This window comes from Streptomyces litchfieldiae, assembly GCF_031845365.1.
Classification (GTDB): Bacteria; Actinomycetota; Actinomycetes; order Streptomycetales; family Streptomycetaceae; genus Streptomyces; species Streptomyces litchfieldiae.
Map to the genome: position 1 here is coordinate 402,367 of NZ_JAVREL010000001.1, position 25,081 is coordinate 427,447.

Below are 25,081 nucleotides of genomic sequence, written 5' to 3' on the forward strand. Positions count from 1 at the left end.
CTATTGGGGGACGAGTTTCGGCTGTAACGGGTGGAGAAGAATGATCGAAGCAGTCGGCCTGACCAAGAGCTACGGCTCCAAGACGGCCGTGTACAACCTGACGTTCGGAGTCCAGCCGGGGAAAGTCACCGGCTTCCTCGGCCCGAACGGCGCCGGCAAGTCGACCACCATGCGCATGATCCTGGGGCTCGACCAGCCCAGCGCGGGCACGGTGACCATCGGCGGCTATCCGTACCGGCAGCTTCCGAACGCGCCGCGCCAGGTGGGCGCGCTGCTCGACGCGAACGCCAAGCACGGCGGGCGCACCGCGCGGGCCCATCTGCTGTGTCTGGCCCAGCTCTCCGGCATCCCGGCCCGCCGGGTGGACGAGGTGCTGGGCGTGGTCGGCCTCCAGGACGTGGCGGGCAAGCGGTCCAAGGGCTTCTCGCTCGGCATGGGGCAGCGGCTCGGCATGGCGGCGGCGCTGCTCGGCGACCCCCAGGTGCTGCTGTTCGACGAGCCGGTGAACGGGCTGGACCCGGAGGGCATCCTCTGGGTCCGGAACCTGATGCGGCGGCTGGCCGCCGAGGGCCGCACGGTCTTCGTCTCCAGCCACCTGATGAGCGAGATGGCGCAGACGGCGGACCATCTGATCGTGATCGGGCGCGGCCAGCTCATGGCCGACCTGCCGGTGCGGGACTTCATCCGGCAGAACTCGACGGACTTCGCCCGCGTCCGCACCCCGGACGGCGAGACCGAGCAGCGCGAGACGCTGGTGAAGGCCCTCACCGGGGCCGGCGCCCAGGTGACGCCCGAGCCGGACGGCGCGCTGAAGGTCATCGGCCTGGAGCTGCCCCGCATCAGCGACCTGGCGCACGAGTCGGGCACCCGGCTGTGGGAGCTGTCCCCGCACCAGGCCTCGCTGGAGGAGGCGTACATGCGGATGACGCAGGGCGCCGTGGACTACCGCTCGACGAGCGACCAGCGCTCCGGCCTGGGGCAGTCACCGCCCGCCCCGGCGCCGGGCACCGTGCCCGTTCCGCCGCAGCCGTACGCGCAACAGCCGTTCGCGGCCCCGCCCCAGCCCGCCGCGCAGCCGCCGGGGGCCACCCTGGCGCTGGGCGTCCAGGCCGTGCCCGCGCAAGCGCCGCCCGCCGCCCCGCCGAACCCGACGACCGCCACGCCCAGCACCGAGGACGCCCGATGACCGCCCCCGCGCCGATGCCCCAGCACGCCCCGCCCGCGCCGGGCTACGCCTCCCCGATCCCGGTGACCCGCAGCCACTTCGGGCACGCCCTCGCCTCCGAGTGGACCAAGATCCGCTCGGTGCGGTCCACCGTGTGGACGCTCGTCATCATGTTCGTGCTCACGGTCGGCGTGGGCCTGCTGTTCGCGGTGGCGCTCAGCAGCCAGAACGAGGTGGAGATGCCGCTCCTCGCGGGCGGCTTCTTCGGCCTGATGTTCGGCCAGCTCTGCGTCATCACCCTCGGCGTGCTCGTCATCACCTCGGAGTACGGGACCGGGATGATACGCACCACGCTCACCGCCTGCCCGCAGCGCGGTCGCGTCCTGCTGGCCAAGGCGGTGGTGTTCTTCCTGCTGGCCTTCACGATGACGCTCATCGCGTGCACGCTGACCGGGCTGATCCACTCCTCCATGCTGGCCGACCAGGAAGTGCCCTACTACGCCATCCACGACGAGTACCTGGAGGACTCGATCGAGAACGGCAAGCTGGTGGCCACCTCCGGCCACTGGCTGGGCGCGACGGTCGGGGCGTCGCTGTACGTGTCGCTGCTCGGCCTGCTGGGTCTGGGCGTCGGTGGCCTGCTGCGGCACTCGGCCGGGGCCATCACCACCATGCTCGGCGTGGTCCTGCTGCCGCTGCTCACCGCGCTGTTCATGGTGGGCGAGGGCCTGAGCTCGTTCCGCGAGAAGCTCATCGAGTACTCCCCGCTGAACGGCCTGGCCACCCTCTTCCGCATCCCGATCGAGGGCGAGGCCGGCGACACCGGCTGGCCCCTGCTCGGCCTGCTGGCCGGCGTGACCCTGGCGGTCCTGATCGCCGCCTACGCCCGGCTGACGACCACCGACGTCTAGCGTGCGGACGCCGCCCCCGCCGGTGACCGGCCCTCGCGGCGGTACCGGCCGGGGGCCATCCCGTACTCCCGTTTGAACGCCTTGGCGAAGGCGAACTCCGAGCCGTAGCCGCAGCGTTCGGCGACGGAACGCAGCGGCGTCTCGGTGCCGCGCAGCATTCGGGCCGCGGTCGTCATCCGCCACCAGGTCAGATAGGTCAGCGGCGGCTGGCCCACCAGCGTGGCGAACCGCTTCGCGAAGGCCGCCCGGGACAGCCCGGCGCGCACCGCCAGTTCCTCGACGGTCCACGGCCGGTCGGGCTGCCGGTGGATGTGCCGCAACGCCACGGCGACGGCCGGGTCGTTGAGCGCGGTGGCCCAGCCCGCGGTGTCGCCCGACCGCTCGTCGAGCCAGGCCCGCAGCACGTAGAGCAGCAGCATGTCGACGAGCGCGGGAAGCACGCCCTCCGTACCGGCGCGCGGGTGCCGCAGTTCGTTGCCCAGGAGGTCCACGGCGGCCCGCAGCTCCGTGTGCTGCCCCACCCGGGCCGGCAGATGGATGATCCGCGGCAGGTCGCGCAGCAGCGGGTGCGGGCGGGTCTGGTCGAAGCTGTAGGAGGCGCACAGCATTTCGGTGGCCGCGCCGCCGTCGCCGGGGATGACCAGCTCGGCGAGCGGCGACTCGCCGCCGTGCTCCGGGCGGAACGCGACCGTCGGGCTGCCCGGCCGGTCGACCAGGGCGTGGCCGTCGCCGTGCGAGGTGAACACCACGTCGCCCACGCCGAGCGCCACCGGCTCCCCGCGGTCCGGGATCAGCCAGCACGCGCCCTGGAGCACGACATGGCAGGCGGCGGCGTCCCCGGCCGGGAACCGCACGCCCCACGGCGCCCGGCACCGGCTCCGTCCCGCGTTCGGCTGTCCCACGCGCATGGCGGCGAGCACATCGCTGAGCACATCCATGCCGCGATCGTACGCCCCCCGCCGTGGACGATGGGACAAAGAATGGAGACGGCAAGCCATTCACCGTCCATCACCGCATCCGTAGGGTCGAGTTGAGGCGGGCCGGATCCGGTTCGCCGAGGTCCGCCCCGGCGACTACCTCGGCGGCCGGACGGTGCTGTCGATGTTCAACCTGCTGGTCGCGCCGTTCGTGCTGGCCGGCGAACCGGCCCAGTATCCGGCCGACCTGGACGCGGCCCACAGTTGGGCCTACCCCGGCGACGTGGCCCGCACGCTGGTCGCCCTCAGCCGGGACGACCGCGCCTGGGGCCGGCCCTGGCACGTGCCCGCCGTCTCCGACCTCTCCGTGCGCGCGATCACCGCACGGCTGGCGGAACTGGCGGGCCTGGCCGATCACCAGCTGATCGCGATGTCGGCGCTGGCCCTGCACAACGCGGCCCTCGTCGACCCGATCACGTCGGGCGTCCCGGAGATGCAGTACCTCTCCCAGCGGCCGTTCCTGATGGACGGCTCCCGGGTGACCGAGACCTTCGGCGTCACACCGACCCCGCTGGACGCGGTGCTGACCGAGACGGTCGAGTCGTTCCACCGGGCGGTGGTGTAACTCCCCCCAGCGGCACCGCGATTCGCCCTCCGCGCGGTAGCTTGGACGGGGAAGGGGGGCGCGGATGTCGCATGCGGTGGTGCGGTGGTCGGCGGTGGTCGCGGGCTCGGTGGCCGCGTTCGCGCTGTGTCTGTGGCTGGCGTGGGAGGACCCGGCCGGTCTGCTGCCCACGGACGAGGGGGACCGGCTGACGGTGGGCACCGCGTTCGCCGGGGTGGTCGCGGCCACCGTCGGCGCGGCGGGCGGCTGGTGGGCGGCCCGCTCCCCCGAGTCCGGGCCGGGCGGCGGCCGGGTCCGGCAGCGGGCGAACGCCTCGGGCCGCGCCCGCGTCACCCAGGAGGCGGGCGCCGGCGGGGATGTCGACCAGCGCGCGAAGGCGTCCGGTGGCGCGCGGATCACCCAGCGCGCGCCGGAGCGGGACGGCGGCGATGGGGCGTAACGACCAGCGCGCGCACGCGTCGGGGAACGGTCAGGTGCTTCAAGTCGCCGGGGACTACCACGCGCACTCCCCCGCCGCCCAGGCGCTGGCCGGACTCCCCGCCGGGCCGGGCGAGTTGGTGGGCCGCGAGGAGCGCGCCGCCCAACTGCTGGCGCTGCTGAACCCGGCGGGCGACGGCGGCCCGGTGACGGCGGTCCGGGGCTTCGGCGGCATCGGAAAGACGGCGCTGGCGCTGCACACGGCGCATGAGGCGGTGCGACGGGGGTGGTTCGCGGGCGGGGCACTGTTCGTGGCGCTGCGCGGCTATGACCCGGCCGGGCCGGTCGGCGCGGAGGCGGCGGTGGCCGCCCTGCTGAGCGCGCTCGGCGTGCCCGAGCAGGACCGGCCGCCCACGCCCGAGGAGCAACTGACGCTGTACCGCTCCGAGTTGGCCCGGCGAACGGAGCCGGTGCTGATCGTGGCGGACGACGCCGCGACCGCCGCCCAGATCCAGCCCCTGGTGCCGGCCGGCGGTGACCACCGGCTGCTGGTGACCTCCCGGCACACCCTGGTCGCGCCGGGGTTCGCGCCCCGGCTCATCGACCTGGCCGAGCTGACGCCGGACGCCGCCGCCGCGCTGATCGCCGGGGTGCTGCGGCGGGCCCGGCCCGGCGACGAACGGCCGCGCCGGGAGCGGGCGGCGCTGGCGCGCGTGGGCGAGCACTGCGGCCATCTGCCGCTGGCGCTGCACATCGTCGCCGCGCTGCTGACGGCGGACCCCGGCCTGCGGATCGCCGACGCGGCCGACGACCTGGCCGACGCCCGCGCCCGGCTGGAACGGCTGCGGCACACGGCCGTGGACGGCTCGTCGATCGCGGTGCGGGCGACGTTCGACCTCTCCTACCAGCGCCTCCCGGCCGAGCAGCAGCGCCTGTTCCGGCTGATCACGGTCAACCCCGGCCCGCAGGTCTCCACCGAGGCGGCGGCGGCGATAGCCGAACTCGACCCCCGCGAGACCCGCACCCTGCTGGCCGCTCTGGCCGAGGCTTGCCTGATCGCCGAACAGCCCACCGGCTCGGGCTGCTGGCGGATGCACGACCTGATTCGGCTGTACGCGACGGAGCAGGGGGAGGCGGCGGCCGAGGAGGACCGACGCGAGGATGCGGTGGACCGGCTGCTGGACCACTACCTGACCCGGACGGACGCGGCCGATGACCACCTCCGCGTGCTGTACGGCCAGCCCACACCCCCCGAATTCCCCGACCGGGCGGCGGCCGTCGCCTGGCTGGAACGGGAACGGGCCAGCCTGGTCGGCGCGGTGGCGCTGGCGGCCGAGGCGGGACGGCACAGCGTCGCGATAGGACTCGCCCACTGCCTTCGCATCTTCCTGAACAGGCACCGGCATCTGGCGGACGCGTTGGCTGTGTGCCGATGTGCGGTCACCGCCGCGCAGACAGTCGGCGACCGCGACCAAGAGGCGGGAGCACTGAACATCCTGGGGCTGTCCCTTTGGGCAACCCGCGAGTTCGACGAGGCCATCGATGCGTTCAACAGCACCCTGACCATCTACCGTGAGCTGGGCGACCGCAACGGGGAAGGACAGGCTCTCAACAACCTCGGCCTCGCACTCATCGAGACCGGGCAGTACGAAAAAGCCATCGCCGCATTCCGGGAAGACCTCACCATCTGCCGCGAGTTCAACGACCGCCGCGGCGAAGGACAAACCCTGAACAACCTCGGCAACGCGCTCCGCGTGACCGGGCGACACGAAGAAGCCATCGCCGCATTCCGGGAAGACCTCACCATCTGCCGCGAGTTCAACGACCGCCACGGCGAAGGACAAGCTCTCAACAACCTCGGCCTCGCACTCTCCGTGACCGGACGGCACGAAGAAGCCATCGCCGCATTCCGGGAAGACCTCACCATCTGCCGCGAGTTCAACGACCGCCACGGCGAAGGACAGACCCTCAACAACCTCGGCAACGCACTGCTGCACGCCGGCCAGCACAAGGAATCCGTCGCCACGCTCCGCCAGGCCCTCGCCATCTGCCGCGAGCTCGGCGAGCGTTACCTTGAAGCCAAGGCACTGGGCAATCTGGCCCTCACCCTGAGTCAGATGTCCCGCACCAACGAGGCTCTGACTTACGCCGAGCAGGCCGCCGCCCTCCTGGCCGCCCTCGGTGAACACGAAGAGGAAGCGGACCTGCGCCACTACGCCGACCTACTCCGCGCACAACCCCCCTCCCGCTGGGCCCGCCTCCGCCGCGCCCTGACCCGGCGCCGGACGCCGGCTCAGTAGCGCGGGGCGTTCCGCGAGCGCAGCGTCCGCGCGCCCCGGCGGTCGCGGGCGTTCCAGCAGGGGCCGTGCCAGTGGCGGCGGTCGTCGACCGCGCCGAGGCTCGGCCACGTGACCACGTGCGGCACGCCCGGCGGGATCTCCTGGTCGCAGCCCGGGCAGCGGTAGTGCTTCGCGGCGGCCGTGCCCGTGATACGGCGGACGACCCAATCCTCGCCCTGCCACGCCTCCGTGCGCTCCAGGCCGGAGCCCATGTCACGGGCGCCCGGCCGGGGCCCGGCGGCGCGTGGGCGGTTGCGACGGGGGGACACGCGTAACACCTCGAAGTCGGGAACGAACCGTGCCATCGAGTGTACGCAGCGGTTCAACCACCGCTCCCGGCCGATCATCCGAAAAACTTGCCACTGGCCCGTGCCTCCGGCACGTGCTCCCGCGTTAGTGCCCAGGGGACAACGGGGCAGGCGCCGCCCTGAGACACACTGCCGAGAGGGGTACCGGCTATGGGGCCGATGAGGATTGGGACATTTGTGCTGGCCGGTCAGTATCCGGGCCAGAGCGACAAGGAGGCGCTGCAACGGGCTCTGCGATCCGCCGAGCTGGCCGACGAGGTCGGGCTGGACTCGGTCTGGCTGGCCGAGCACCACTTCGTGCCGTACGGGGTCGTGCCCTCGGCCGCCACCCTGGCCGCGCTGGTGCTGGGCCGCACCCGCCGGGTGCGCGTGGGCACCGCGGTCAGCGTGCTGACCACCGGGCATCCCGTCGCGCTGGGCGAGCAGGCCGCGCTGCTGCACATGGCGTCGGGCGGGCGGTTCACGCTGGGCGTCGGGCGCGGCGGGCCCTGGGTCGATCTGGAGGTCTTCGGCGGCGGCCTGGCCGCGCTGGAGCGCGGCTTCCCGGAGTCGCTGGACCTGCTGCTGCGCTGGCTGCGTGAGCCGCGCGTCGGCGCGGACGGCGAGCGGTACGCGTTCCGCGAGGTGGACGTGGTGCCGAGACCGGCCGAGCAGCCGCCGGTGATGGTCGCCTGCACCTCGCCGGAGACCGTGCGGCTGGCCGCCTGGCGGGGGCTGCCGATGCTGCTGGGCATGCACATCGGGGACGAGGAGAAGGCGGAGATGGTCGCGCTGTGGCGCAAGACCGCGGCGGAGGCCGGACAGGACACCGAGGCCGAGCATGTGTCGGCCGGGGTGGTCCAGGTCGGTGACAGCCAGTCCGAGGCGGTGGAGGTGCTGCGCCGCGCGCTGCCCGGCTGGCTGCGGCAGGGACTGGCGGCGCACCGGACCGTGGACGACCGGGCGCGGACGATGCGCGACCCGCTGGCCTACACCGAGTTGCTGTGCGAGCTGCACCCGGTGGGTCCGCCGCAGTTGTGCGCGGACCGGCTGGCCGCCACGGCGGAACGCACCGGGATCACGCGGTTCGCGCTCCTGGTGGAGGGGTCCGGCGAGTTGGCCGCCACCGAGCGGAACGTCCGGCGGCTGGCCGACGAGGTGCTGCCGCTCCTGCCGGCCGGCGGGGCGGAAGCGGCAGCACGCGAGACCGCCGTCAGCAGTCCCGCAGCTCCGGCGACTGGTTGAGGATCTGCCCCCGCACGGAGGTGAACCGTGCCAGCGGCGCGTCCGAGGCCGCGTCGAGCGGGAAGACGGCCACCCGGTGACAGTTCTGGAAAGCGAGCTTCACCCCGAAGTGGCGCTCCAGGGCGCCGCGGATGGCGTCACTGGCGAGCGCGCGCAGAAGCTGGCCGCGCGCCTGTTCGTTTGGTGGCGGTGTGGTGTTGTCGGCGAAGTCACCGCCATCGACCTTCAGCCGGGCGACAAGGTTGCTGATCATGTCCCAGGCGAAGGGCAGCGATGTGCGAACGCAGTCGACGAACGCGGCCTCGTCGACCTCGCCTCGTTCGGCCTGCTCCAGCAATACCGGTGGGACGTCGAGCGACATGGCGTATCTCCTCTCCCGGCCCCTGGCTCGGGGCTCTGGCGGACGGGACCGAGGACCCCGCTCCGCCCGCCAAGTCACCCTTCACACAGGTGTTTTCGGATGGCGCGGCGCCCCCGGCCCAACGTTAGGCCGCTTGCCCCGTGCATGTCAGTGGATCGCGCACATATCCGGCCAATGTCGAATCACGCCAATCCCACGCATACCGATGAGCCCGCTGTGCCGCGGCCGTTACACCCGTGCTCCGCCCGGGCGGCGAACCGGAACGGCGGTTCGCATGCCGTCCATCACGTTTCCTTACGAGTGGAGTTTGCGCGGAAGCACCGGCGCCGGGCGCCAACCACACCTACTGTGACCAGCGTGTAGCCGTTGGTAGATGTCGACCGCAAACGAAAGGGTGCGCGCATGCCTGCAAGGAAACCGATCTCGGGGCGGGGCAAGCCGTCGGCGCGTCGAATGCTGGCGGAGGAGCTGGATCGGCTGCGCAACGAGGCCGGCTGGTCGCTGCGCCAGCTCGCCGACAAGCTGGGCTGGGACCACACCCATCTGTACAAGCTGGAGAAGGGCGAGGGGCTGGGCAGTCCGGACGTCATCGCGGCGCTGGACGAGACGTACGGCACGACGCCCCATCTGATGATGCTGTGGGAGCTGGCGCGGGCGGACGTGTTCCGCGACACCTGCGAGGCGTATGTCAAGGTCGAGTCGCAGGCGCGGATCCTCCACAAGTACACGGGGACCGTGCTGCCGGGGCTGCTCCAGACCGAGGCGTACGCCCGGGAGTTGCTGGGGACGGCCAATCCGCGGGCGGACGACGTGGACGTCCGCGTCGCCGCCCGGCTGCGGCGGCAGCGGATCCTCGACCGGGAGGACCCGGCGGAGTTCCGCGCGGTGGTGGACGAATCGGTGCTGCGCCGGCCCCTGGCCGATCCGGCCGCGTGGCGCGACCAGTTGGGGCATCTGGTGCGGATGGCCGAGCGCCCGCACATCACGCTCCAGGTGCTGCGGTTCTCCGCCGGGCTGCACGGGCTGAGCGGGACGGACACGATGCTGATGTGGCTGCCGGGCGGCAAGGCGCTGGCCTATACGGAGACGGGCTACTCGGGCGAGCTGATCAGCGATCAGGCCGGGGTGGACCGGCTGCGGCGCGCCTATGACGGGCTCCGCGACCGTTCGCTGCCGCCGCCGGAGTCGCTGGCGTTCATCGAGCGGCTGCGGGAGAAGATCCCGGCCGGCCGGGGCGGAGCGGCGGGGTGAGCGGCCGGGCCATGGGCTCAGCGGCGTTCGGCCCGCCAGCGGTAGCTGAGCTCGGGGCGGCCCACGCTGCCGTAGCGGGGCGTGCGTTCGGCGCGTCCGGTGGTCACGAGGTGTTCCAGATAACGGCGGGCCGTGATCCGTGAGATGCCCGCCGCCGTGCCAGCCGCGCCGGCCGTGATGCCGTCGGGACAGGCGCGCAGCACGCGGATCACGGCCTCCAGGGTGGGCCCGCTCATGCCCTTGGGCAGGGTCGGCGGCTGCGGGGCGCGCAGCGTGGCCAGCGCCCGGTCCACCTCCTCCTGTCCGCTGGCCTCGCCCGCCGCCGCGCGGAACTCGGCGTACCGGACGAGGCGGTCGCGGAGCGTGGCGAACGCGAACGGCTTGAGGACGTACTGCACGACACCCAGCGAGACGCCCTCCCGGACCACGGCCAGATCGCGGGCCGAGGTGACCGCGATGACGTCCGCGGCGTGCCCGGCGGCCCGTAGCGAGCGGAGCAGGCCCAGGCCGTGGCCGTCCGGCAGGTAGAGGTCGAGCAGCAGCAGGTCCACGGGGGTGCGCTCCAGCAGGCGGTGCGCCTCGGCGGCGGAGTGCGCCGTGCCGAGCACCGTGAACCCCGTGACGCGCTCGACGTACTGCCGATGCGCGTCGGCGGCGAGCGGATCGTCCTCGACGACCAGGACACGGATCACGCGGGCACCTCCGTGCGCAGGGGCAGCCGGACGGTGAACGTGGCGCCGGCCGCCTCGACGGTACCGCCGTTGCGGCGCACGGCCTGACGGACGAGCGCCAGACCGAGGCCCCGGCCCTCGCTCTTGGTGGTCCAGCCCCGGGTGAACGCGGCGTCGGCCGCCGCCGGGGACAGGCCGGGTCCGGTGTCGGTCACCCGCAGCAGCAGCTCGCCGTCGGCGGCCCGCGCGGTGACGGTGATCCGGGCGGCGGGACCGGCGGCGGTGGCCGCGTCCACGGCCGCGTCGATGGCGTTGTCGACGAGGTTCCCAAGGATGGTGACCAGGTCCCGGGCCGCCAGAGTGCCGGGCAGCACGCCGTCGTCGATGCGGCTGTCGGGGGTGAGGACCAGCTCGGCGCCGCGTTCGTTCGCCTGGGCGGCCTTGCCGAGCAGCAGGGCGGCCAGCACCGGCTCGCCGACCGCGCCGACGACCTGGTCGGTGAGGGCCTGCGCCAGCTCCAGCTCCTCCGTGGCGAACTCGACGGCCTCCGCCGGGCGCCCCAGCTCGATGAGCGAGACGATGGCGTGCAGCCGGTTGGCGGCCTCGTGCGCCTGCGCGCGCAGCGCCTCGGCGAAGCCGCGCACGGTATCCAACTCCCCGGTCAGCGCCTGGAGTTCGGTGTGGTCGCGCAGGGTGACCACGGTGCCGTGCTGCTCGCCGCCGGAGACGGGCGAGGTGTTGAGGACGACGATGCGCTCGTCGGTGATGTGCACCTCGTCCACGCGCGGCTCGGCGGACAGCAGCGCCGCGGTCAGCGGCTCGGGCAGGCCGAGACCGGCGGCCGGGCGGCCCACGACGTCGCCGGACAGGCCCAGCAGGTCCCGTCCGGCGTCGTTGATCAGCGCGATGCGGCCCTCGCCGTCGAGCAGCAGCAGGCCCTCGCGGACGGCGTGCAGGCTCGCCTGGTGGTAGTCGTGCAGGCGGCCGAGCTCGGCGGCGTTCATGCCGTGGGTGTGGCGGCGCAGCCGGGCGTTGACCGCCCAGGTGCCCAGGCCGCCCAGCAGGACGGCGGCGACGGCCACCGCGATCAGGGCGGCGACCTGCCGGCCCAGCCGCTCGCCGATCTTCTCCACGGCGAGCCCGGCGCTCACCAGGCCCACGGTCCGGCCGTCGTCGGTGATGGGGGTCACGACGCGGACGGACGGGCCGAGCGTGCCCGTGTAGGTCTCGGTGAACGTGCGGCCGTCCCGCGCCTCGGCGATGTGGCCGAGGAACGGCTCGCCGATCAGCTTCGGATTGGGGTGCGTCCACCGGATGCCGGCGGGGTCCATGATCGTGACGAACGTGATGCCGAGGCTCTCGCGGACGTCCTCGGCGTACGGCTGGAGGCGGGCGCTGGGATCCCCGGAACGGATCGCCTCACTGACCGAGGGCGACTCGGCGATGGCGCGCGCCGCGGCCGTGACCTGGTCGCGGGCCGCGTTCTCGGCCTGTTCGCGGTCGGTCACATATGCGAACACGGCGCACCCTGCCACCACCAGGGCGACCAGGACCACCTGCATGGCGAAGAGCTGGCCGGCCAGGCTGCGGGGACGGGGCAGACCGACGACGGGCATGCGCCCAGTGTGCCGTGAACTAAATGAACGCAAAGGTGACCGCTGTCACAGGGAGGTGGATAGTTCCGGAAGCTCACTCCACGAGGACGAGGAGAAGTTGCCGTGGCTGCAGTGAACACCGGGCCGAAGCCTACGCGGAAACGTGACCGCACTCACTACCTGTACATCGCCGTGATCGCGGCCGTCGCCGCGGGCATCGCCGTGGGCCTCGCGGCCCCGGATGTGGGCACGGAGCTGAAGCCGCTGGGCACCGGCTTTGTGAACCTGATCAAGATGATGATCTCGCCGGTGATCTTCTGCACGATCGTGCTCGGCATCGGATCGGTGCGCAAGGCGGCGAAGGTCGGCGCGGTGGGCGGCCTGGCCCTCGGCTACTTCATGGTGATGTCCACGCTGGCGCTGGCGGCCGGCCTGCTGGTGGGCAACCTGCTGGAGCCCGGCTCCGGGCTGCACATCACCAGCGAGGTGGCCAGCGCCGGTGCCGAGCAGGCGGAGGGCGCCAGCGAGTCCACCGTGGACTTCCTGCTGGGCATCATCCCGACGACGATGGTCTCCTCGTTCACCGAGGGCGAGGTCCTCCAGACCCTGCTGGTCGCGCTGCTGGTGGGGTTCGCGCTCCAGGCGATGGGACCGGCCGGGGAGCCGGTGCTGCGCGGGGTGGGGCACATCCAGCGGCTGGTCTTCCGGATCCTCGGCATGATCATGTGGGCGGCGCCGGTGGGCGCGTTCGGCGCGATCGCCGCGGTGGTCGGCGAGACGGGCGTGGACGCGCTGCGCTCGCTCGCGGTGATCATGATCGGCTTCTACGCGACGTGTCTGATCTTCGTGTTCGTGATCCTCGGGCTGCTGCTGCGGCTGGTTGCCGGGATCAACATCTTCTCCCTGCTGCGGTATCTGGGCCGGGAGTTCCTGCTGATCCTGTCCACCTCCTCGTCGGAGTCCGCGCTGCCGCGCCTGATCGCGAAGATGGAGCACGCGGGCGTCAGCAAGCCGGTGGTCGGGATCACGGTGCCGACGGGCTACTCGTTCAACCTCGACGGCACGGCCATCTACCTCACCATGGCCTCGCTGTTCATCGCCGAGGTAATGGGCGACCCGTTGTCGCTGGGCGAGCAGGTCTCGCTGCTCGCGTTCATGATCATCGCCTCGAAGGGCGCGGCGGGCGTCACCGGCGCGGGCATGGCCACCCTGGCGGGCGGTCTCCAGTCGCACCGGCCCGAACTGCTGGACGGCGTGGGCCTGATCGTCGGTATCGACCGCTTCATGAGCGAGGCGCGGGCGCTGACCAACTTCGCGGGGAACGCGGTGGCGACGGTCGTCATCGGCACCTGGACGAAGGAGGTCGACAAGGCGCGGATGCGCGAAGTGCTGGGCGGGAAGGCGCCGTTCGACGAGTCGACGCTCGCGGCCGAGCCGCACGGCGAGGTGCCGGACGCCCCCGCGCCCGAGCCGGTCGGAGCGGGTGCCGCCAGCCTCTAGGCTGTTGGCCATGCGTCTCGTCATCGCCCGCTGCTCGGTCGACTACGCCGGACGGCTCACCGCTCATCTGCCCCTGGCTCCGCGGCTGATCCTCGTCAAGGCCGACCAGTCCGTCTCGATCCACGCCGACGACCGGGCCTACAAGCCCCTGAACTGGATGTCGCCGCCGTGCACGCTCAAGGAGAGCGAGGACGGCGACGGCGCCACGGTGTGGACCGTGCAGAACAAGGGCGGCGAGAAGCTCATCATCACGATGGCGGAGATCCTGCACGACTCCTCGCACGAACTGGGCGTCGACCCCGGCCTGATCAAGGACGGCGTGGAGGCGCACCTCCAGGAGCTGCTGGCGGACCGGATGGAGACGCTGGGCGAGGGCTGGTCCCTGATCCGGCGCGAATACCCCACGGCGATCGGGCCGGTGGACATCCTGGGCCGGGACGCGGACGGCGGGACGATCGCCGTGGAGATCAAGCGGCGTGGCGAGATCGACGGCGTCGAGCAGTTGACCCGCTATCTCGAACTGCTCAACCGCGACCCGCTGTTGGCGCCCGTGCAGGGGGTGTTCGCGGCGCAGGAGATCAAGCCGCAGGCCCGCACGCTGGCGACGGACCGCGGCATCCGCTGCGTCACGCTGGACTACGACGCCCTGCGCGGCGTGGAGGACGACAAGCTGCGGCTGTTCTAGGCAGGCAGCCGGCTCAGCCGGTGCCGCCCGCCTCCGTCGACGTCGATGTGTCGGCGGAGGTGGGCTCCGGGTGGTCGGTGGTCTCCGGCGGCGGCTCGCCCGTGGTGTCCCCGCCGGTGGCCTCGCCGCCGCCCTCGACGGCGCCGGCGTCCGTTTCGCCGGTCGAGCCGTCGGACGTGCCCTGGTCCGTGCCGCCTTCCGTGCCCGTCGACGTGCCCGGATCGGTGCCACCGTCCGCGCCGTCCGTCGAACCGCCGGTGTCCCCGGTCGCGTCGCCGCCGTCGCCGCCGTTCGAGGACGAACCCCCGTTACTGCCGGGCGGAGTCGTCTCCTCGTCCGACGGGTCGTCCGTGACGCCGCCTGTGGTCGTCTCCTCGTCGGTGGGCTCCTCCGCGGGCGGCTCCTCGGCGATCACCGGGGGATCCTCCGCGTCGGGGGACTCCGAGGGGCTGGGGGACTCCGAGGCGGTGGGGCTCTCGCTGGCCTCGGGGGAACGGCTGGTGGGGTCCTCGCTCGGCTCCGAGTCCTCGGTCTCCGTGTCGTCCTGGATGGTGACGGGCGCGGTCTCGCGGCCCTCGTCCGGGTCGGAGTCGTCCGTCTCGCCCGAGGAGCTGAGGCCGAACGCGACGACCGTGCCGAGCAGCGCCAGCAGCGCCGTGCCCGCCATGGCGGCGACGGCGTTACGGCGGGGCGCCCGGGGGATCCGCGCCACCGGGCTTCCGGGCTCCGCCCGGGGGATGACCTGGGTCAGGTCCTCGGAGCCCGGCGCGGCCGGGGCGGGCAGCGCCGGCACCGGAACGCCCTGCGCCGGGGTGACCGGTGCCCGGGGCGAGGTCAGATCCTCGACGAGGGCGAGCGCGCGCCGGCCGGCGACCGTGCCGCCGACGTCGGAGAGCACGCCGCGCAGCGCGATGGACGCCTCCAACTCGGCGCGGGCCCGCGCGTGTTGGCCCTGAACGATGGCCAGCACGCCCAACTCGTGGTGGAAGTACGCCTGCTGGGCAACCTCGCCCACGGTGCGGGCCGCCTCCTGGCCGGTGCGCAGCACGCGTTCCCACGCGCTCCAGCGCTGCGTCGCGGCGAGCAGCGGGGCGGCGACGCGGACCAGGCTCGCCACGGCCGCCGCGTGTCCGGCGCGCTGGGCGTACTGGACGACGGCGAGCAGCGCCTCCGCCTCGGCGGCGGCCTCGGCCGGGTCGAGGCCGGGCTGGCCGAGCCACCAGGTGTAGTGCTGGGCGGCGGTGAGCGCGCGGTCGGCGGAGGCGTCGCCGTAGCTGGCCGCGAGGAGGTCGGCGATCGCGCCGGAGGCGAGCCGGTGGCGGGTGCCGACGGCGGTGAGCAGGCCGCTGGCCAGCAGGGAGGCGTAGTCGGTGGCGGCGTCCGGGTAGCCGGTGAGGGCGGGCAGCCGGGCCGGGCCGGGCACCTCGCCGCCGAGGGCGACGGCGTACCGCAGGATCTCGCGGGCGCCCTCGGTCAGCCCGCGGGCGAGGGTGACGGTGAGGGTGGCGGCGTTGGGCAGTTGGGGCCCGGCGCCGGCGACGCGGCGCCGCAGCACGGCGGCGGCCTGCACGAACCGCAGCGGCAGGCCCTCCGTTTCGAACCAGAGGTCGGCGGCCCGGTCGGTCTCGGCCTCGTCGAGGGGCCGGCCGATGGCGAGTTCGAGCAGTTCGAGGGAGGCGGTGCGGCTGAGGCCGGAGAGGAATATCTCCTCCAGCCCCGAGTCGGCCGCGGGTCCGGGCACGCCCGGCTGGGCGGCGATGAGGAACGCGCACTCCGGGGTGGCCTCCAGCAGCTCGCCCAGCGCGGCCCCGCCGAACTCGATGTCGTCGAGGATGACGACGGCGCCGATCTCCCGCAGGGCGGCGGCCAGTTCGGTGGGGCCGGGGCGATAGGCCGGGGTGTGGTGGACGGCGGCGTACAGCTCCTGGAGCAGGTCCTTGCCGGTGCGCCGGTAGCCGCTCAGCCGTATGACGCCGTCGGGCGCGAGGTCCGCGCAGTCGCGGGCCACGGCGGTCAGCAGCGCGGTGCGGCCGGTGCCCGAGGGCCCGGCGAGCCGGACGGAACGGCCGCGGGCCAGCAGCCGGTACAGCCGGTGCCGTTCCTCGTCGCGCTCCAGCAGCGGGGCCACCGGTGGCTGGGCCCCGTCCTCGCCGTCGGCCGGGACACGGCGCGGCACGATGGGGCGGCGGCCGGGCGGGCAGGACTCGATTTCGCTGCCGTCCACCGGATTGACGGTGAGCAGGAAGTCACCCGCGACCAGCTCGACGGGCCGTGCGGCGCCGTCGGCGGCACCTCCGGCCGGGTGATTGAGGTCCATGGTCAGTGTCTCTCGGAAGCGGTGCGGCCAGGCCGCCTGTGGGAGCCAACGCTACCGCCGCCGCTGCCGCACCTCATGGCCGGAGGCGCTCAACCTGCGGGAAACTTCTGGGGATTTAAGGGGCAATCGTGAGAATGCGGTGGAGTCGGGTGGCCACCAGCACGCGCTGCATGTGCGGCGGCACGTCGCGCAGCACCAGCCGCCTGCCGCACCGGCCCGCCCGGCGGTGCACGCCCATGATGACGCCCAGTCCCGTGGCGTCGCACGAGTCGAGCCCCTTGAGGTCGAGCACGAGATCCCCCTGCCCCGCGTCCACGGCGCGGTGAAGCGCCATTCGGGCGTCCGCCGCGCTGCGCACGTCCAGACGGCCGCCGACGACCAGCTCCGCGTGGTCGCCCTTGATGTGCATATACGCTCCCCGCTCCCCTGGGACGACTGTCAATGACTGATAAATCTGACAGCTCTCGTGAGCTACGAGTTGCTGTCTGTGTTCAAACCGATACCGAAATCACCCGGGAAGGTGATCAGGCGTGATCAATACCGCTTGATCCGTACTGCCTGGTCAGTACTGGTAGAAGCCCTGTCCGCTCTTGCGGCCGAGGGCCCCGGCGTCGACCATGCGCCGCATCAGCTCCGGCGGGGCGAACTTGCCGTCGCGCGACTCGCCGTAGATGTTCTCCACGGCGTGCAGCAGGACGTCCACGCCGGTGAGGTCGGCGGTGGCCAGGGGGCCCATGGCGTGGCCGAAGCCGAGGCGGCAGGCGTTGTCGATGTCCTCCGCGCTGGCCACCCCGGACTCGTAGAGGCTGATGGCCTCCATCAGCAGGGCGGAGATCAGCCGGGTGGTGACGAAGCCGGCCACGTCCCGTTCCACGACGATGCAGGTCTTGCCGGTGGATTCGGCGAACTCCCGGGCCGCGGCGAGCGTTTCGTCGCTGGTCCGGTGACCGCGGACCAACTCGCACAGGGCCATCAGGGGCACCGGCGAGAAGAAGTGGGTGCCCACCACGCGCTCGGGGTGCCGGGTGGCGGCGGCGAGCTTGGTGATGGGGATGGCGGAGGTGTTGGACGCCAGGACGGTGGAGTCCTGCACCAGGCCGTCGAGGGTGCGCAGCAGTTCGCGCTTGACCTCGACGTCCTCGAAGACGGCCTCCACGACGATGTCCGCGTCGGCCGCGGCGTCCAGGTCGGTGGTCGTGGTGATCCGGCCCAGCGCGGCGCCGGCGTCCTCCTCCGTCGTCTTCCCCTTCGCGACGAACTTGGCCAGCGACGCCTCGATGCCGTCCCGGGCGCGGCCGAGGGCGTCCTCGGTGATGTCGCGCAGGGTCACGTCCCAGCCGGCCACCGCGGCGACCTGGGCGATGCCGGACCCCATGAGTCCGGCCCCGATGACGGCGAGCTTCCTGGCCACGTGTGATCTCCTTCGATGCATACCAGCCGGGAACCCCAGACCCTAGCGACAGGCGGCCCGTTGTGGGTGCGGAAGAGACACGCGTCACCATTTGAACCCTCCCCCAGCTCTGAAGTAGGGGGATTCCTGGCTCAGGAAGCCCCACAGGCCAGCGACCTGCAAGGTCTTACTCCATCAACACCAGCCGGGACGGAACCTGCCCGGTTTGTTGAGCAGAGCTCGGGTGTGCCGTCTTGGTTCTCGACCGGCACGGCGTACGCGCTTGGTTCTCGCAACGCACAGCGTGCAGCTTACCCACTCCTGTGGGCGGTCTTCCGACCTGGCGGCGAAACCCCGTTCCTTACCCTGCTCCACAGGGGTCCGATCCCTCCCCGGCCCGAAAGCCGGGGCGTCCTCGGAAATATCAGGTGACACCCGCCGCAGCCGCCCCGACCGCCCCGCCCCGGCCGCCGGAACGTCACCTCCCCCGCCGGGCAGGGGCGTTGAGGCGCCACCCGGGCGCACGGCACGCGGCGCGCGACCTACTCCGCCGGGCGCCGGGCGTAGTCCAGCACCCGCTCGCTCAGCAGCGACTCGGCGGTGTCCAGCTTCTCCAGCATCAGCCGGGCGGTCTCGTCCGGCGACCTGTGGTCCATCGCGCACTGGCCCGCCGTGCGGTACACAACCGCCTGCATCTGCATGAGCAGACCCGCGGTGATCTCCGGAACGTGGTCGTCCGGCTCCGCGCCGGCCTCCTCGGCGAGCGTCTCGGCGAGCCGCACCGTGGTCGCGTGCATCATGCGCATCATCCGCGCCATCAGGGCCGGCGAGCTGTACGCGATCCGCATGAAGCGGTGGTAACCCTCGTTCAGCCCGACCCAGGGCGCCCGCTCCTCGATGTCCTGCCGCAGGCCGCGCAGCACCGCCTCGGCCGCCGACTCCCCCGGCGCCCGCCGCCGGACGCGCTCGGAGGGCCGCTGGATGACCTCCTCCTCCCGGTCCAGGAACAGGTCCTCCTTGGCCGGGAAGTAGTTGTACACGGTGTTGACCGAGACGTCGGCCGCCTCGGCGACCTCCGCGACCGTGACCTCGTCGAAGCCGCGTTCCAGGAACAGCCCGGTCGCCACATCGGAGATGTGCTGTCTGGTCTGCTGCTTCTTGCGTTCCCTCAGCCCGGCCATGCCGTCATCGTAGCCATCCTTGACCGACTGAAAACTTGGAGACATTGCAATTTTTAAGTTGCCCTGCTTTTCTTGAGCGCATGTCCCCGATCCTCACGACTCACGGCCTCGCCCGTACCTTCCAGACCAAGCGCGGCACGGTGGAGGCGGTCACCGGCATCGACATGTCCGTCGAGCCGGGCGAGATCCTCGGCTTCCTCGGGCCCAACGGCGCCGGCAAGAGCACCACGCTGCGGATGCTGACCACCCTGCTGGCGCCCACCCGCGGCACCGCGACCGTCGCCGGTCACGACCTGGCCCGCGACCCGGCGGCCGTGCGGCAGCGCATCGGCTACGTCGCTCAGTCCAGCGGCGTGGACCCGAGCGAGACCGTGCGCAACGAACTGACCATCCAGGGGCGCTTCTACCGGCTGTCCAAGGCGGATGCCGTCACCCGCACCGACGAACTGGCCGCCGACCTCGACCTCACCGGCCTGCTGGACCGCAAGTGCTCCGAGCTGTCCGGCGGCCAGAAGCGCCGCCTCGACATCGCCATGGCCCTCACCCACCGGCCCGACATCCTCTTCCTCGACGAGCCCACCACCGGCCTGGACCCCGGCAGCCGCGCCGACCTGTGGGACCTGGTCCGCCGCATCCGCGAGGAGCAGGGCACCACCGTCTTCCTCACCACCCACTACCTGGACGAGGCGGACGCCCTCTCCGACCGGCTGATCATCGTCGACGGGGGCCGGATCGTCGCCGAGGGCACCCCGGCCGAGCTCAAGACCCGGTTCGGCGGCTCGCCGGACGCCACCCTCCAGGACACCTTCATCGCCATCACCGGTCGCGGCCCGAAGCAGGACGACCTCGCGCCGGTCGCCCTGTAGCCCACCACCACCTCAAGGGGAATCAGCTCAGCCATGTCCACCGTGCTCTCCGATACCGGACTGATCTTCGGCCGCTATGTCCGGCAGACCCTGCGCTCCCGGATCAGCCTGATATTCGGGCTCCTCCAGCCCATGCTCTTCCTCGCCTTCTTCGGGCCGCTGCTCGAAGACGTGCCGCTGGGCGGCGACGGCGACTCCTGGCAGACGCTGGTGCCCGGACTGCTCGTCCAACTCGGCCTGTTCGGCGCCGCGTTCGCCGGATTCGGCATCATCATGGAGAAGCAGCTCGGCATCGTCGAACGGATGCGGGTCACGCCCGTCAGCCGGCTCGCCCTGCTCCTCGGCCGGGTGTTGCGCGACGCCCTCCAGCTCATGGTCCAGTCCCTGATCCTGGTGCTCGCCGGGGTCGCGTTCGGCCTGCGGGCTCCGGTGATCGGCGTCGCGATCGGCTTCCTCCTCGTCGGCGCGCTGGCCGTCTCGCTGGCCTCGCTGTCCTACGCCTTCGCGATGCGGGTCAACACCGTTCAGGAGTTCGCCCCCGTCATCAACTCCATCAACCTGCCCGCGATGCTGCTCTCCGGCATCCTGCTGCCCATGGCCCTGGCCCCCGCCTGGCTGGACGTGATCTCGCACATCGTGCCGTTCCGCTACCTGGTGGACGCCGTCCGCGCGGCGTTCGTCGGCGACTACGGCGACGGCACGCTCGCGCTGGGCGTGCTGGTGGCCGCCGCGCTGACGGCCGTCTCCGTCACCCTGGGCACCCAGCTCTTCCGCAAGGCCGGGGCCTGACCCGGGCCTGTCGTCTGGATCTCCGCGGGGCCGCGCCCCCTGGCATCCCTCCCCCAGACTCCGTCCGGGAGGTGCCCCCAGGCTGCGTTGCCGAATCGCGCGAGTACGTCCCCCAGCCTGGCGGCTGGGAGGTGCCCCCATCCGTACGAGCTGCGATCCGGCGCCTTGCCATACATGGGGGTACCTCCCAGGCCCCCAAGGGCCTGGGGGAGCCAGACGACGCAGCCTGATCCACGGAGATCCAAACGACAGACCCGCCGGGCCCCCGTTAGGCTCTCGGCATGGTCAACCTCACGCGGATCTACACCCGTACCGGAGACTCCGGCACCACCGCCCTGGGCGACATGAGCCGCACGGCCAAGACCGACCTGCGGATCGCCGCCTACGCCGACGCGAACGAGGCCAACGCCGTCATCGGCACGGCGCTGGCCCTCGGCGAGCTGCCGGACGACGTCCGCACCGTGCTCGTCCGGGTGCAGAACGACCTCTTCGACGTCGGCGCCGACCTCGCCACCCCCGTGGTGGAGAACCCGGACCACCCACCGCTGCGCGTCGAACAGAGCTATATCGACCGGCTGGAGGCCGACTGCGACCGTTTCCTGGCCGATCTGGAAAAGCTGCGCAGCTTCATCCTCCCCGGCGGCACCCCCGGCGCGGCCCTGCTGCACCAGGCGTGCACCGTCGTCCGCCGCGCCGAACGCGCCACCTGGGCGGCGCTGGAAGCGCACGGCGACACCATGAACCAGCTCACCGCCACCTACCTCAACCGGCTCTCCGACCTGCTGTTCATCCTGGCCCGCACGGCCAACAAGGAGACCGGCGACATCCTGTGGGTCCCCGGCGAGAACCGCTGACGGGGGTCCCCGTCACGGCTTCTCCACCGAAACGCCCTCCTTCGGACGGCCCGGCCACAGCGTGTAGCTCAGCGCGATGAGCCCGTGGATGCCCAGCACCCGCAGGGCCACCAGTTGCCAGCCGCGCAGCGTGTCCGTGCCGTCCGGGGTGTCGATGCCCCAGATCATCGCCTGGAGCACCGCCACCCCGATCAGCGAACCGACCAGCGTCATCGACCAGATCCGCCACTCGTGCCGGGCCCGCGCCCGCCCGTAACGGGGCGGCTTCGCGGGCTTCGGCCCCCCGCCAAGCCAATGGGCCGCGTACCCGTCGGCCCACCTCACCATGTAGTGCCCATAGGCCACGGTGAAGCCGAGATAGAGGGCGGCCAGCCCGTGCGCGGCGGACGGCTCGGCGCCGCGCCGCAGGTCCACCACGGTCGCGGCCAGCAGCACCACGTCGATCAGCGGCACGCACAGCAGCAGCGCGCCGCCCAGCCGGGGCCGGCGCAGCAGATAACGCGTGGTGAGACCGGCGGCCAGCACCGCCCAGAAGGCGAACTCGGCGGCGACGATCAGCGTGACGATCACGGTGGGCTCCTCCCAGACCTCTCCAGGCTGGCCGCCCGTCGGCGCCCGTCTCGTCGGCCCGGCAGAGGATTCCGCGCGCCGCCCCTGCACCGTTCGATGTACACCGACCGACGGTCCCCGGGACCGCCCCGACGTGCTGTGATGGACCCATGCGCAGCCCGGCCCGCCCCCACCGCCACGACGTGTGGATCGCGGCGGCGGGCCTGGCCGGCGGCCTGCTCGCCATCGCACTCGGCCTCTACACCGTCACCCCGGGCCGCGACCACGGCCCCGCGGTGCTGATCGGGCTGCTGATGATGTGCGGCGCCGAGCTGCTGCGCCGCACCGCGCCGCCATGGGCGCTGCCGCTGGCGTTCACCGCGGTGGTCGTCGACGCCCTCGCCGGCGGGCTGCTCGCCGTCGTCATCATGCTCAGCGACGTGGTCTACGCGGCCGTCCTCTACGGGTCCGCGCGGCTGGGCCGGACGGTGGTCTCCGGCAGCGTGGTGCTCTCCATCGCCGTCACGATCGGCACCCTGGCCTGGCTGCGCCAGCCGCAGGCGCTGCTGCTGGGCGTGCTGTGCGCCGGCGTCACCGCGGCCCCGGCCTGGACCGGGCTGATCATCCGCGACCACCGCGAGGAGGCCGCCGCCGAGCGGCTGCGCGCGGAGCAGACCGCGCTGCTCGCCGAGATGGACCGGGTCCAGGCGATCGCCGCCGAACGGTCCCGGATGGCACGGGAGTTGCACGACCGGGTGGCCAACCACCTGTCCGCGATCGCCATCCACTCCACGGCCGCGCTGTCCCTGGACGAGCCGGGCACCTCCCGCGACGCCCTGACCGTCATCCGGGAGAACAGCACCCAGGGCCTGGCCGAGATGCGCCGCCTCATCGGACTCCTGCGCGAGGCCGGCGGCGGCCGGGCCGTCGAGGCGTCACCCACCCTGGACGCGCTGGACACGCTGCTGCGCCGGGCCGAACGCGACGGCGCGCCGGGCCGGCTGCGGTTCGCCGGCCACGACGAGCGCCCGCCGGACGTGCCCCGGCCGCCCGCGCCCGTCGAGCTGGCCGCGTACCGCATCGTCCAGGAGTCGCTGGCCAACGCAGTCAAGCACGCCGCGCCCGGCGAGGTCACCGTGACCCTGCACCAGGACGCCGACGCCCTCACGGTCACCGTCACCAGCCCGTTCGACGAGCGCACGCCGTCGCGCGCGCCGGGCTCGGGCGCCGGCCTGATCGGGATGCGGGAGCGCGTCGAGTTGCTGAACGGCGCGTTCTCGGCCGGCCCCGAGCCCGCCGGCCGGTGGCGGGTGCGGGCCGAACTCCCCCTCGCCGAACGGCTTCCCACGGATCGAAGGAGTGCGGGCCGATGACCATCAGGGTGCTCGTCGCCGAGGATCAGGCCGCCGTCCGTCAGGGGCTGGTGCTCATCCTGCGCAGCGCCCCGGACATCGAGGTCGCCGGCGAGGCGCCGGACGGCGAGGAGGCGGTCCGCCTCGCCCGCGAACTGCGCCCGGACCTGGTGCTGATGGACCTCTCGATGCCCCGGCTGGACGGGGTGTCCGCCACCGCCCGGATCGCCGGCGAGGGCCTGGCGCAGGTGCTGGTGCTGACGACGTTCGACTTCGACGAGTACCTGTTCGGCGCGCTGCGCGCGGGCGCCGGCGGGTTCCTGCTGAAGGACAGCGACGCCGCCGAACTGCTGGACGCCGTCCGCACGGTGGCGGCCGGCGAGGGCCTGATCGCCCCGGCCGTGACCCGCAGGCTGATCGAGGAGTTCGCCCGGACCGCCCCCGCGCCGCGCGCCCCCGTGAGCGACCCCGACCGGCTCGGCACGCTGACGCCGCGCGAGCGCGAGGTGCTGGACCGGCTCGGCGAGGGCCTGTCCAACGCGCAGATCGCCGACCGCCTCCAGATGGCGGAGGCGACGGTGAAGACGCACGTCAGCCGCGTGCTGCACAAGCTCGGCCTGCGCAGTCGCGTCCAGGCCGCCGTGCTCGCCCAGGAACTGGGCCGGGGCCCGCGCGAACCCTGAGCGGCCACGCGCCCGCGTGGGAGCCGGACCCCGTTTGGCCGCCGCCGGGGAGCGTCCGGGGCGCCCCGCAGAAAACTGATGCCATGGCAGAACACCCCGATAAGCCCGACCAGCGCTCCGCGTCCAGCGAGAAGTCCCCGGTCCGCGCCGCGCCAGCCGCCGGCTCGCCCGCCTCACCGGTCACGAGGTGGACGGAGTGTCCGCGGTGACCCGCGAGGAGAACGGCTGGCAGGTCTGCGTCGACGTGCTGGAGGTCCCCCGCATCCCGGACACACCAGCCTGCTGGCCACCTTCCTGGTCGAACTCGACGGCGGAAACGAGAAGCACGCCCGGCGCAGGAAGAGCGGCTCCTCGCGCCGCCGCGACGACGAGGAATGAGCCATGACCGATCCCCGCATCTACGTCTACGGCGTCATCCGCGGCGACCACCCCCTGCCGCCCGGCCGCACCGGCGTCGGCGCGCCCCCGGCCCCGCTGCGCACGCTGCGCGCCGGGCCGCTGGCCGCGGTGGTCTCCGAGGCCCCGGAGGAGTTGCTGGCACGCCGCCGCGATCTGCTGGCGCACCAGGAGACGCTGCTCGCGCTGGCCGACGACGGGCCCGTCCTGCCGAGGCGCTTCGGCACCGTCGCGCCAGGCGAGCAGGCGGTGCTCGACCAGCTCACCGGGCCCGCCTTTCTGGACACGCTCCACCGGCTCGACGGGCGGCTGGAGATGAACCTCAAGGCGTTCCCCGTCGAGGACTCCCTCGCCGATCTGCTCCGCGCCGACCCCGCGCTGCGCCGGCTGCGGGACGCCGCCCGACGCCGGCCGGCTACGAGACGAGCGTGCGGCTGGGCGAGGCGGCGGCGCGCGCCCTGCGGTCCGCGGCGGAGGACGCGGCGGACCGGATGGCCCGCCGGCTCGTCCCGTTCGCGGAGGCCACCGCCCCCGGCCCCGAGGTGACCGGATGCGTGCGCAACACCTCGTTCCTCGTTCCCCGCGCCGCGCTGCCCGACTTCCTGGCGGCGGCCGAGTCCGGTACCGCCACCGCCGGCGACCACGCGGACCTCCGGCTGACCGGCCCGCTGCCCTGCTTCAGCTTCGTCCCGTCCGACCACGCGGGCCGGCCGGCCATGGCGCCGGGGGCCTGAG

The 25,081-nt window shown here is 72.9% G+C and carries 25 protein-coding genes and 1 pseudogene; 16 read left to right on the forward strand and 10 right to left on the reverse strand.

Annotation, left to right across the window (positions count from 1 at the left end; genetic code table 11):
* Positions 1–40 precede the first annotated feature (40 nt).
* A complete protein-coding gene (locus tag RM590_RS01795) occupies positions 41–1,186 on the forward strand; it encodes an ABC transporter ATP-binding protein (protein WP_311702511.1) in 1,146 nt (381 codons plus the stop codon).
* The gene (locus RM590_RS01800; RefSeq protein WP_311702512.1) at positions 1,183–2,076 is read left to right on the forward strand and encodes an ABC transporter permease; all 894 of its coding nucleotides are present in this window, start codon (positions 1,183–1,185) and stop codon (positions 2,074–2,076) included. The genes RM590_RS01795 and RM590_RS01800 overlap by 4 nt, the downstream gene beginning before the upstream one ends.
* Here the strand turns inward: RM590_RS01800 and RM590_RS01805 are convergent.
* Positions 2,073–3,014: an AraC family transcriptional regulator gene (locus RM590_RS01805; protein ID WP_311702513.1), complete on the reverse strand. Its 942-nt coding sequence runs from the start codon at positions 3,012–3,014 to the stop codon at positions 2,073–2,075. The genes RM590_RS01800 and RM590_RS01805 overlap by 4 nt on opposite strands.
* 163 nt (positions 3,015–3,177) lie before the next feature.
* Between RM590_RS01805 and RM590_RS01810 the strand changes: the two genes are divergently transcribed.
* From RM590_RS01810 to RM590_RS01820, 3 genes are all read left to right on the forward strand, one after another.
* On the forward strand, positions 3,178–3,618 hold the full coding sequence (locus RM590_RS01810; protein ID WP_311702514.1) for a Rossmann-fold NAD(P)-binding domain-containing protein: 441 nt from the start codon (positions 3,178–3,180) through the stop codon (positions 3,616–3,618).
* 64 nt (positions 3,619–3,682) lie between these two features.
* Positions 3,683–4,057, forward strand: a complete 375-nt coding sequence (locus tag RM590_RS01815; RefSeq protein WP_311702515.1) for a hypothetical protein — start codon at positions 3,683–3,685, stop codon at positions 4,055–4,057.
* A complete protein-coding gene (locus RM590_RS01820) occupies positions 4,047–6,335 on the forward strand; it encodes a tetratricopeptide repeat protein (RefSeq protein ID WP_311702516.1) in 2,289 nt (762 codons plus the stop codon). The genes RM590_RS01815 and RM590_RS01820 overlap by 11 nt, the downstream gene beginning before the upstream one ends.
* On the opposite strand, the gene RM590_RS01825 is transcribed toward RM590_RS01820, so the two are convergent.
* Positions 6,329–6,643: an ATP/GTP-binding protein gene (locus RM590_RS01825; RefSeq protein WP_394813756.1), complete on the reverse strand. Its 315-nt coding sequence runs from the start codon at positions 6,641–6,643 to the stop codon at positions 6,329–6,331. The genes RM590_RS01820 and RM590_RS01825 overlap by 7 nt on opposite strands.
* A 198-nt stretch (positions 6,644–6,841) precedes the next feature.
* Between RM590_RS01825 and RM590_RS01830 the strand changes: the two genes are divergently transcribed.
* Positions 6,842–7,906: an LLM class flavin-dependent oxidoreductase gene (locus RM590_RS01830; protein WP_311702517.1), complete on the forward strand. Its 1,065-nt coding sequence runs from the start codon at positions 6,842–6,844 to the stop codon at positions 7,904–7,906.
* Here the strand turns inward: RM590_RS01830 and RM590_RS01835 are convergent.
* Positions 7,875–8,267, reverse strand: a complete 393-nt coding sequence (locus tag RM590_RS01835) for an SCO5389 family protein (protein ID WP_311702518.1) — start codon at positions 8,265–8,267, stop codon at positions 7,875–7,877. The two genes, RM590_RS01830 and RM590_RS01835, sit on opposite strands and share 32 nt — an antisense overlap.
* A gap of 402 nt (positions 8,268–8,669) precedes the next feature.
* Here RM590_RS01835 and RM590_RS01840 point away from each other — a divergent pair, with 402 nt between their 5' ends.
* Positions 8,670–9,518 (forward strand): helix-turn-helix domain-containing protein, encoded by an 849-nt coding sequence (locus RM590_RS01840; protein WP_311702520.1) that lies wholly within the window; start codon positions 8,670–8,672, stop codon positions 9,516–9,518.
* A gap of 17 nt (positions 9,519–9,535) precedes the next feature.
* Here RM590_RS01840 and RM590_RS01845 read toward each other — a convergent pair whose 3' ends face one another.
* Positions 9,536–10,210 (reverse strand): response regulator, encoded by a 675-nt coding sequence (locus RM590_RS01845; RefSeq protein WP_311702521.1) that lies wholly within the window; start codon positions 10,208–10,210, stop codon positions 9,536–9,538.
* Positions 10,207–11,805 (reverse strand): ATP-binding protein, encoded by a 1,599-nt coding sequence (locus RM590_RS01850; protein ID WP_311702522.1) that lies wholly within the window; start codon positions 11,803–11,805, stop codon positions 10,207–10,209. The genes RM590_RS01845 and RM590_RS01850 overlap by 4 nt, the downstream gene beginning before the upstream one ends.
* Before the next feature lie 102 nt (positions 11,806–11,907).
* Here RM590_RS01850 and RM590_RS01855 point away from each other — a divergent pair, with 102 nt between their 5' ends.
* Together RM590_RS01855 and nucS are read left to right on the forward strand one after the other, a co-directional pair.
* Positions 11,908–13,284: a cation:dicarboxylate symporter family transporter gene (locus RM590_RS01855; RefSeq protein ID WP_311702524.1), complete on the forward strand. Its 1,377-nt coding sequence runs from the start codon at positions 11,908–11,910 to the stop codon at positions 13,282–13,284.
* A 10-nt stretch (positions 13,285–13,294) separates the two neighbouring features.
* A complete protein-coding gene (gene nucS, locus RM590_RS01860) occupies positions 13,295–13,969 on the forward strand; it encodes an endonuclease NucS (RefSeq protein ID WP_311702526.1) in 675 nt (224 codons plus the stop codon).
* A gap of 13 nt (positions 13,970–13,982) precedes the next feature.
* Here nucS and RM590_RS01865 read toward each other — a convergent pair whose 3' ends face one another.
* From RM590_RS01865 to RM590_RS01880, 4 genes are all read right to left on the reverse strand, one after another.
* A complete protein-coding gene (locus RM590_RS01865; RefSeq protein WP_311702527.1) occupies positions 13,983–16,286 on the reverse strand; it encodes an ATP-binding protein in 2,304 nt (767 codons plus the stop codon).
* A gap of 115 nt (positions 16,287–16,401) precedes the next feature.
* Positions 16,402–16,695: an STAS domain-containing protein gene (locus tag RM590_RS01870; RefSeq protein ID WP_311702528.1), complete on the reverse strand. Its 294-nt coding sequence runs from the start codon at positions 16,693–16,695 to the stop codon at positions 16,402–16,404.
* A 153-nt stretch (positions 16,696–16,848) separates the two neighbouring features.
* Complete coding sequence (locus RM590_RS01875; RefSeq protein ID WP_311702529.1) at positions 16,849–17,697, reverse strand: 3-hydroxyacyl-CoA dehydrogenase family protein; 849 nt, start codon at positions 17,695–17,697, stop codon at positions 16,849–16,851.
* Positions 17,698–18,218: 521 nt separating this feature from the next.
* Complete coding sequence (locus tag RM590_RS01880; protein WP_311702530.1) at positions 18,219–18,857, reverse strand: TetR/AcrR family transcriptional regulator; 639 nt, start codon at positions 18,855–18,857, stop codon at positions 18,219–18,221.
* 80 nt (positions 18,858–18,937) lie between these two features.
* On the opposite strand from RM590_RS01880, the gene RM590_RS01885 reads away from it, so the two are divergent.
* From RM590_RS01885 to RM590_RS01895, 3 genes are all read left to right on the forward strand, one after another.
* Positions 18,938–19,723 carry an ABC transporter ATP-binding protein gene (locus RM590_RS01885; RefSeq protein ID WP_311702531.1) on the forward strand — a complete coding sequence of 262 codons (786 nt, stop codon included), beginning with the start codon at positions 18,938–18,940 and terminating at the stop codon, positions 19,721–19,723.
* A 33-nt stretch (positions 19,724–19,756) separates the two neighbouring features.
* A complete protein-coding gene (locus RM590_RS01890; protein ID WP_311702532.1) occupies positions 19,757–20,512 on the forward strand; it encodes an ABC transporter permease in 756 nt (251 codons plus the stop codon).
* 281 nt (positions 20,513–20,793) lie between these two features.
* Positions 20,794–21,366 carry a cob(I)yrinic acid a,c-diamide adenosyltransferase gene (locus RM590_RS01895; RefSeq protein WP_311702533.1) on the forward strand — a complete coding sequence of 191 codons (573 nt, stop codon included), beginning with the start codon at positions 20,794–20,796 and terminating at the stop codon, positions 21,364–21,366.
* Between the two features lie 12 nt (positions 21,367–21,378).
* Here RM590_RS01895 and RM590_RS01900 read toward each other — a convergent pair whose 3' ends face one another.
* Positions 21,379–21,936 carry a hypothetical protein gene (locus RM590_RS01900; protein ID WP_311702534.1) on the reverse strand — a complete coding sequence of 186 codons (558 nt, stop codon included), beginning with the start codon at positions 21,934–21,936 and terminating at the stop codon, positions 21,379–21,381.
* Between the two features lie 149 nt (positions 21,937–22,085).
* Here RM590_RS01900 and RM590_RS01905 point away from each other — a divergent pair, with 149 nt between their 5' ends.
* The 4 genes and pseudogenes from RM590_RS01905 to RM590_RS01920 all read left to right on the forward strand — a co-directional run bounded on the left by RM590_RS01905 (position 22,086) and on the right by RM590_RS01920 (position 25,080).
* Positions 22,086–23,288: a sensor histidine kinase gene (locus RM590_RS01905; RefSeq protein ID WP_311702535.1), complete on the forward strand. Its 1,203-nt coding sequence runs from the start codon at positions 22,086–22,088 to the stop codon at positions 23,286–23,288.
* Positions 23,285–23,950, forward strand: coding sequence for a response regulator transcription factor (locus RM590_RS01910; protein ID WP_311702536.1), 666 nt, complete (start codon positions 23,285–23,287; stop codon positions 23,948–23,950). The genes RM590_RS01905 and RM590_RS01910 overlap by 4 nt, the downstream gene beginning before the upstream one ends.
* A 205-nt stretch (positions 23,951–24,155) precedes the next feature.
* On the forward strand, positions 24,156–24,335 hold the full coding sequence (locus RM590_RS01915; RefSeq protein WP_311702824.1) for a gas vesicle protein GvpO: 180 nt from the start codon (positions 24,156–24,158) through the stop codon (positions 24,333–24,335).
* A pseudogene (locus tag RM590_RS01920) lies at positions 24,332–25,080 on the forward strand (GvpL/GvpF family gas vesicle protein). Before RM590_RS01915 ends, RM590_RS01920 begins: the two are co-directional and overlap by 4 nt.
* The last annotated feature ends 1 nt before the right edge of the window (position 25,081 follow it).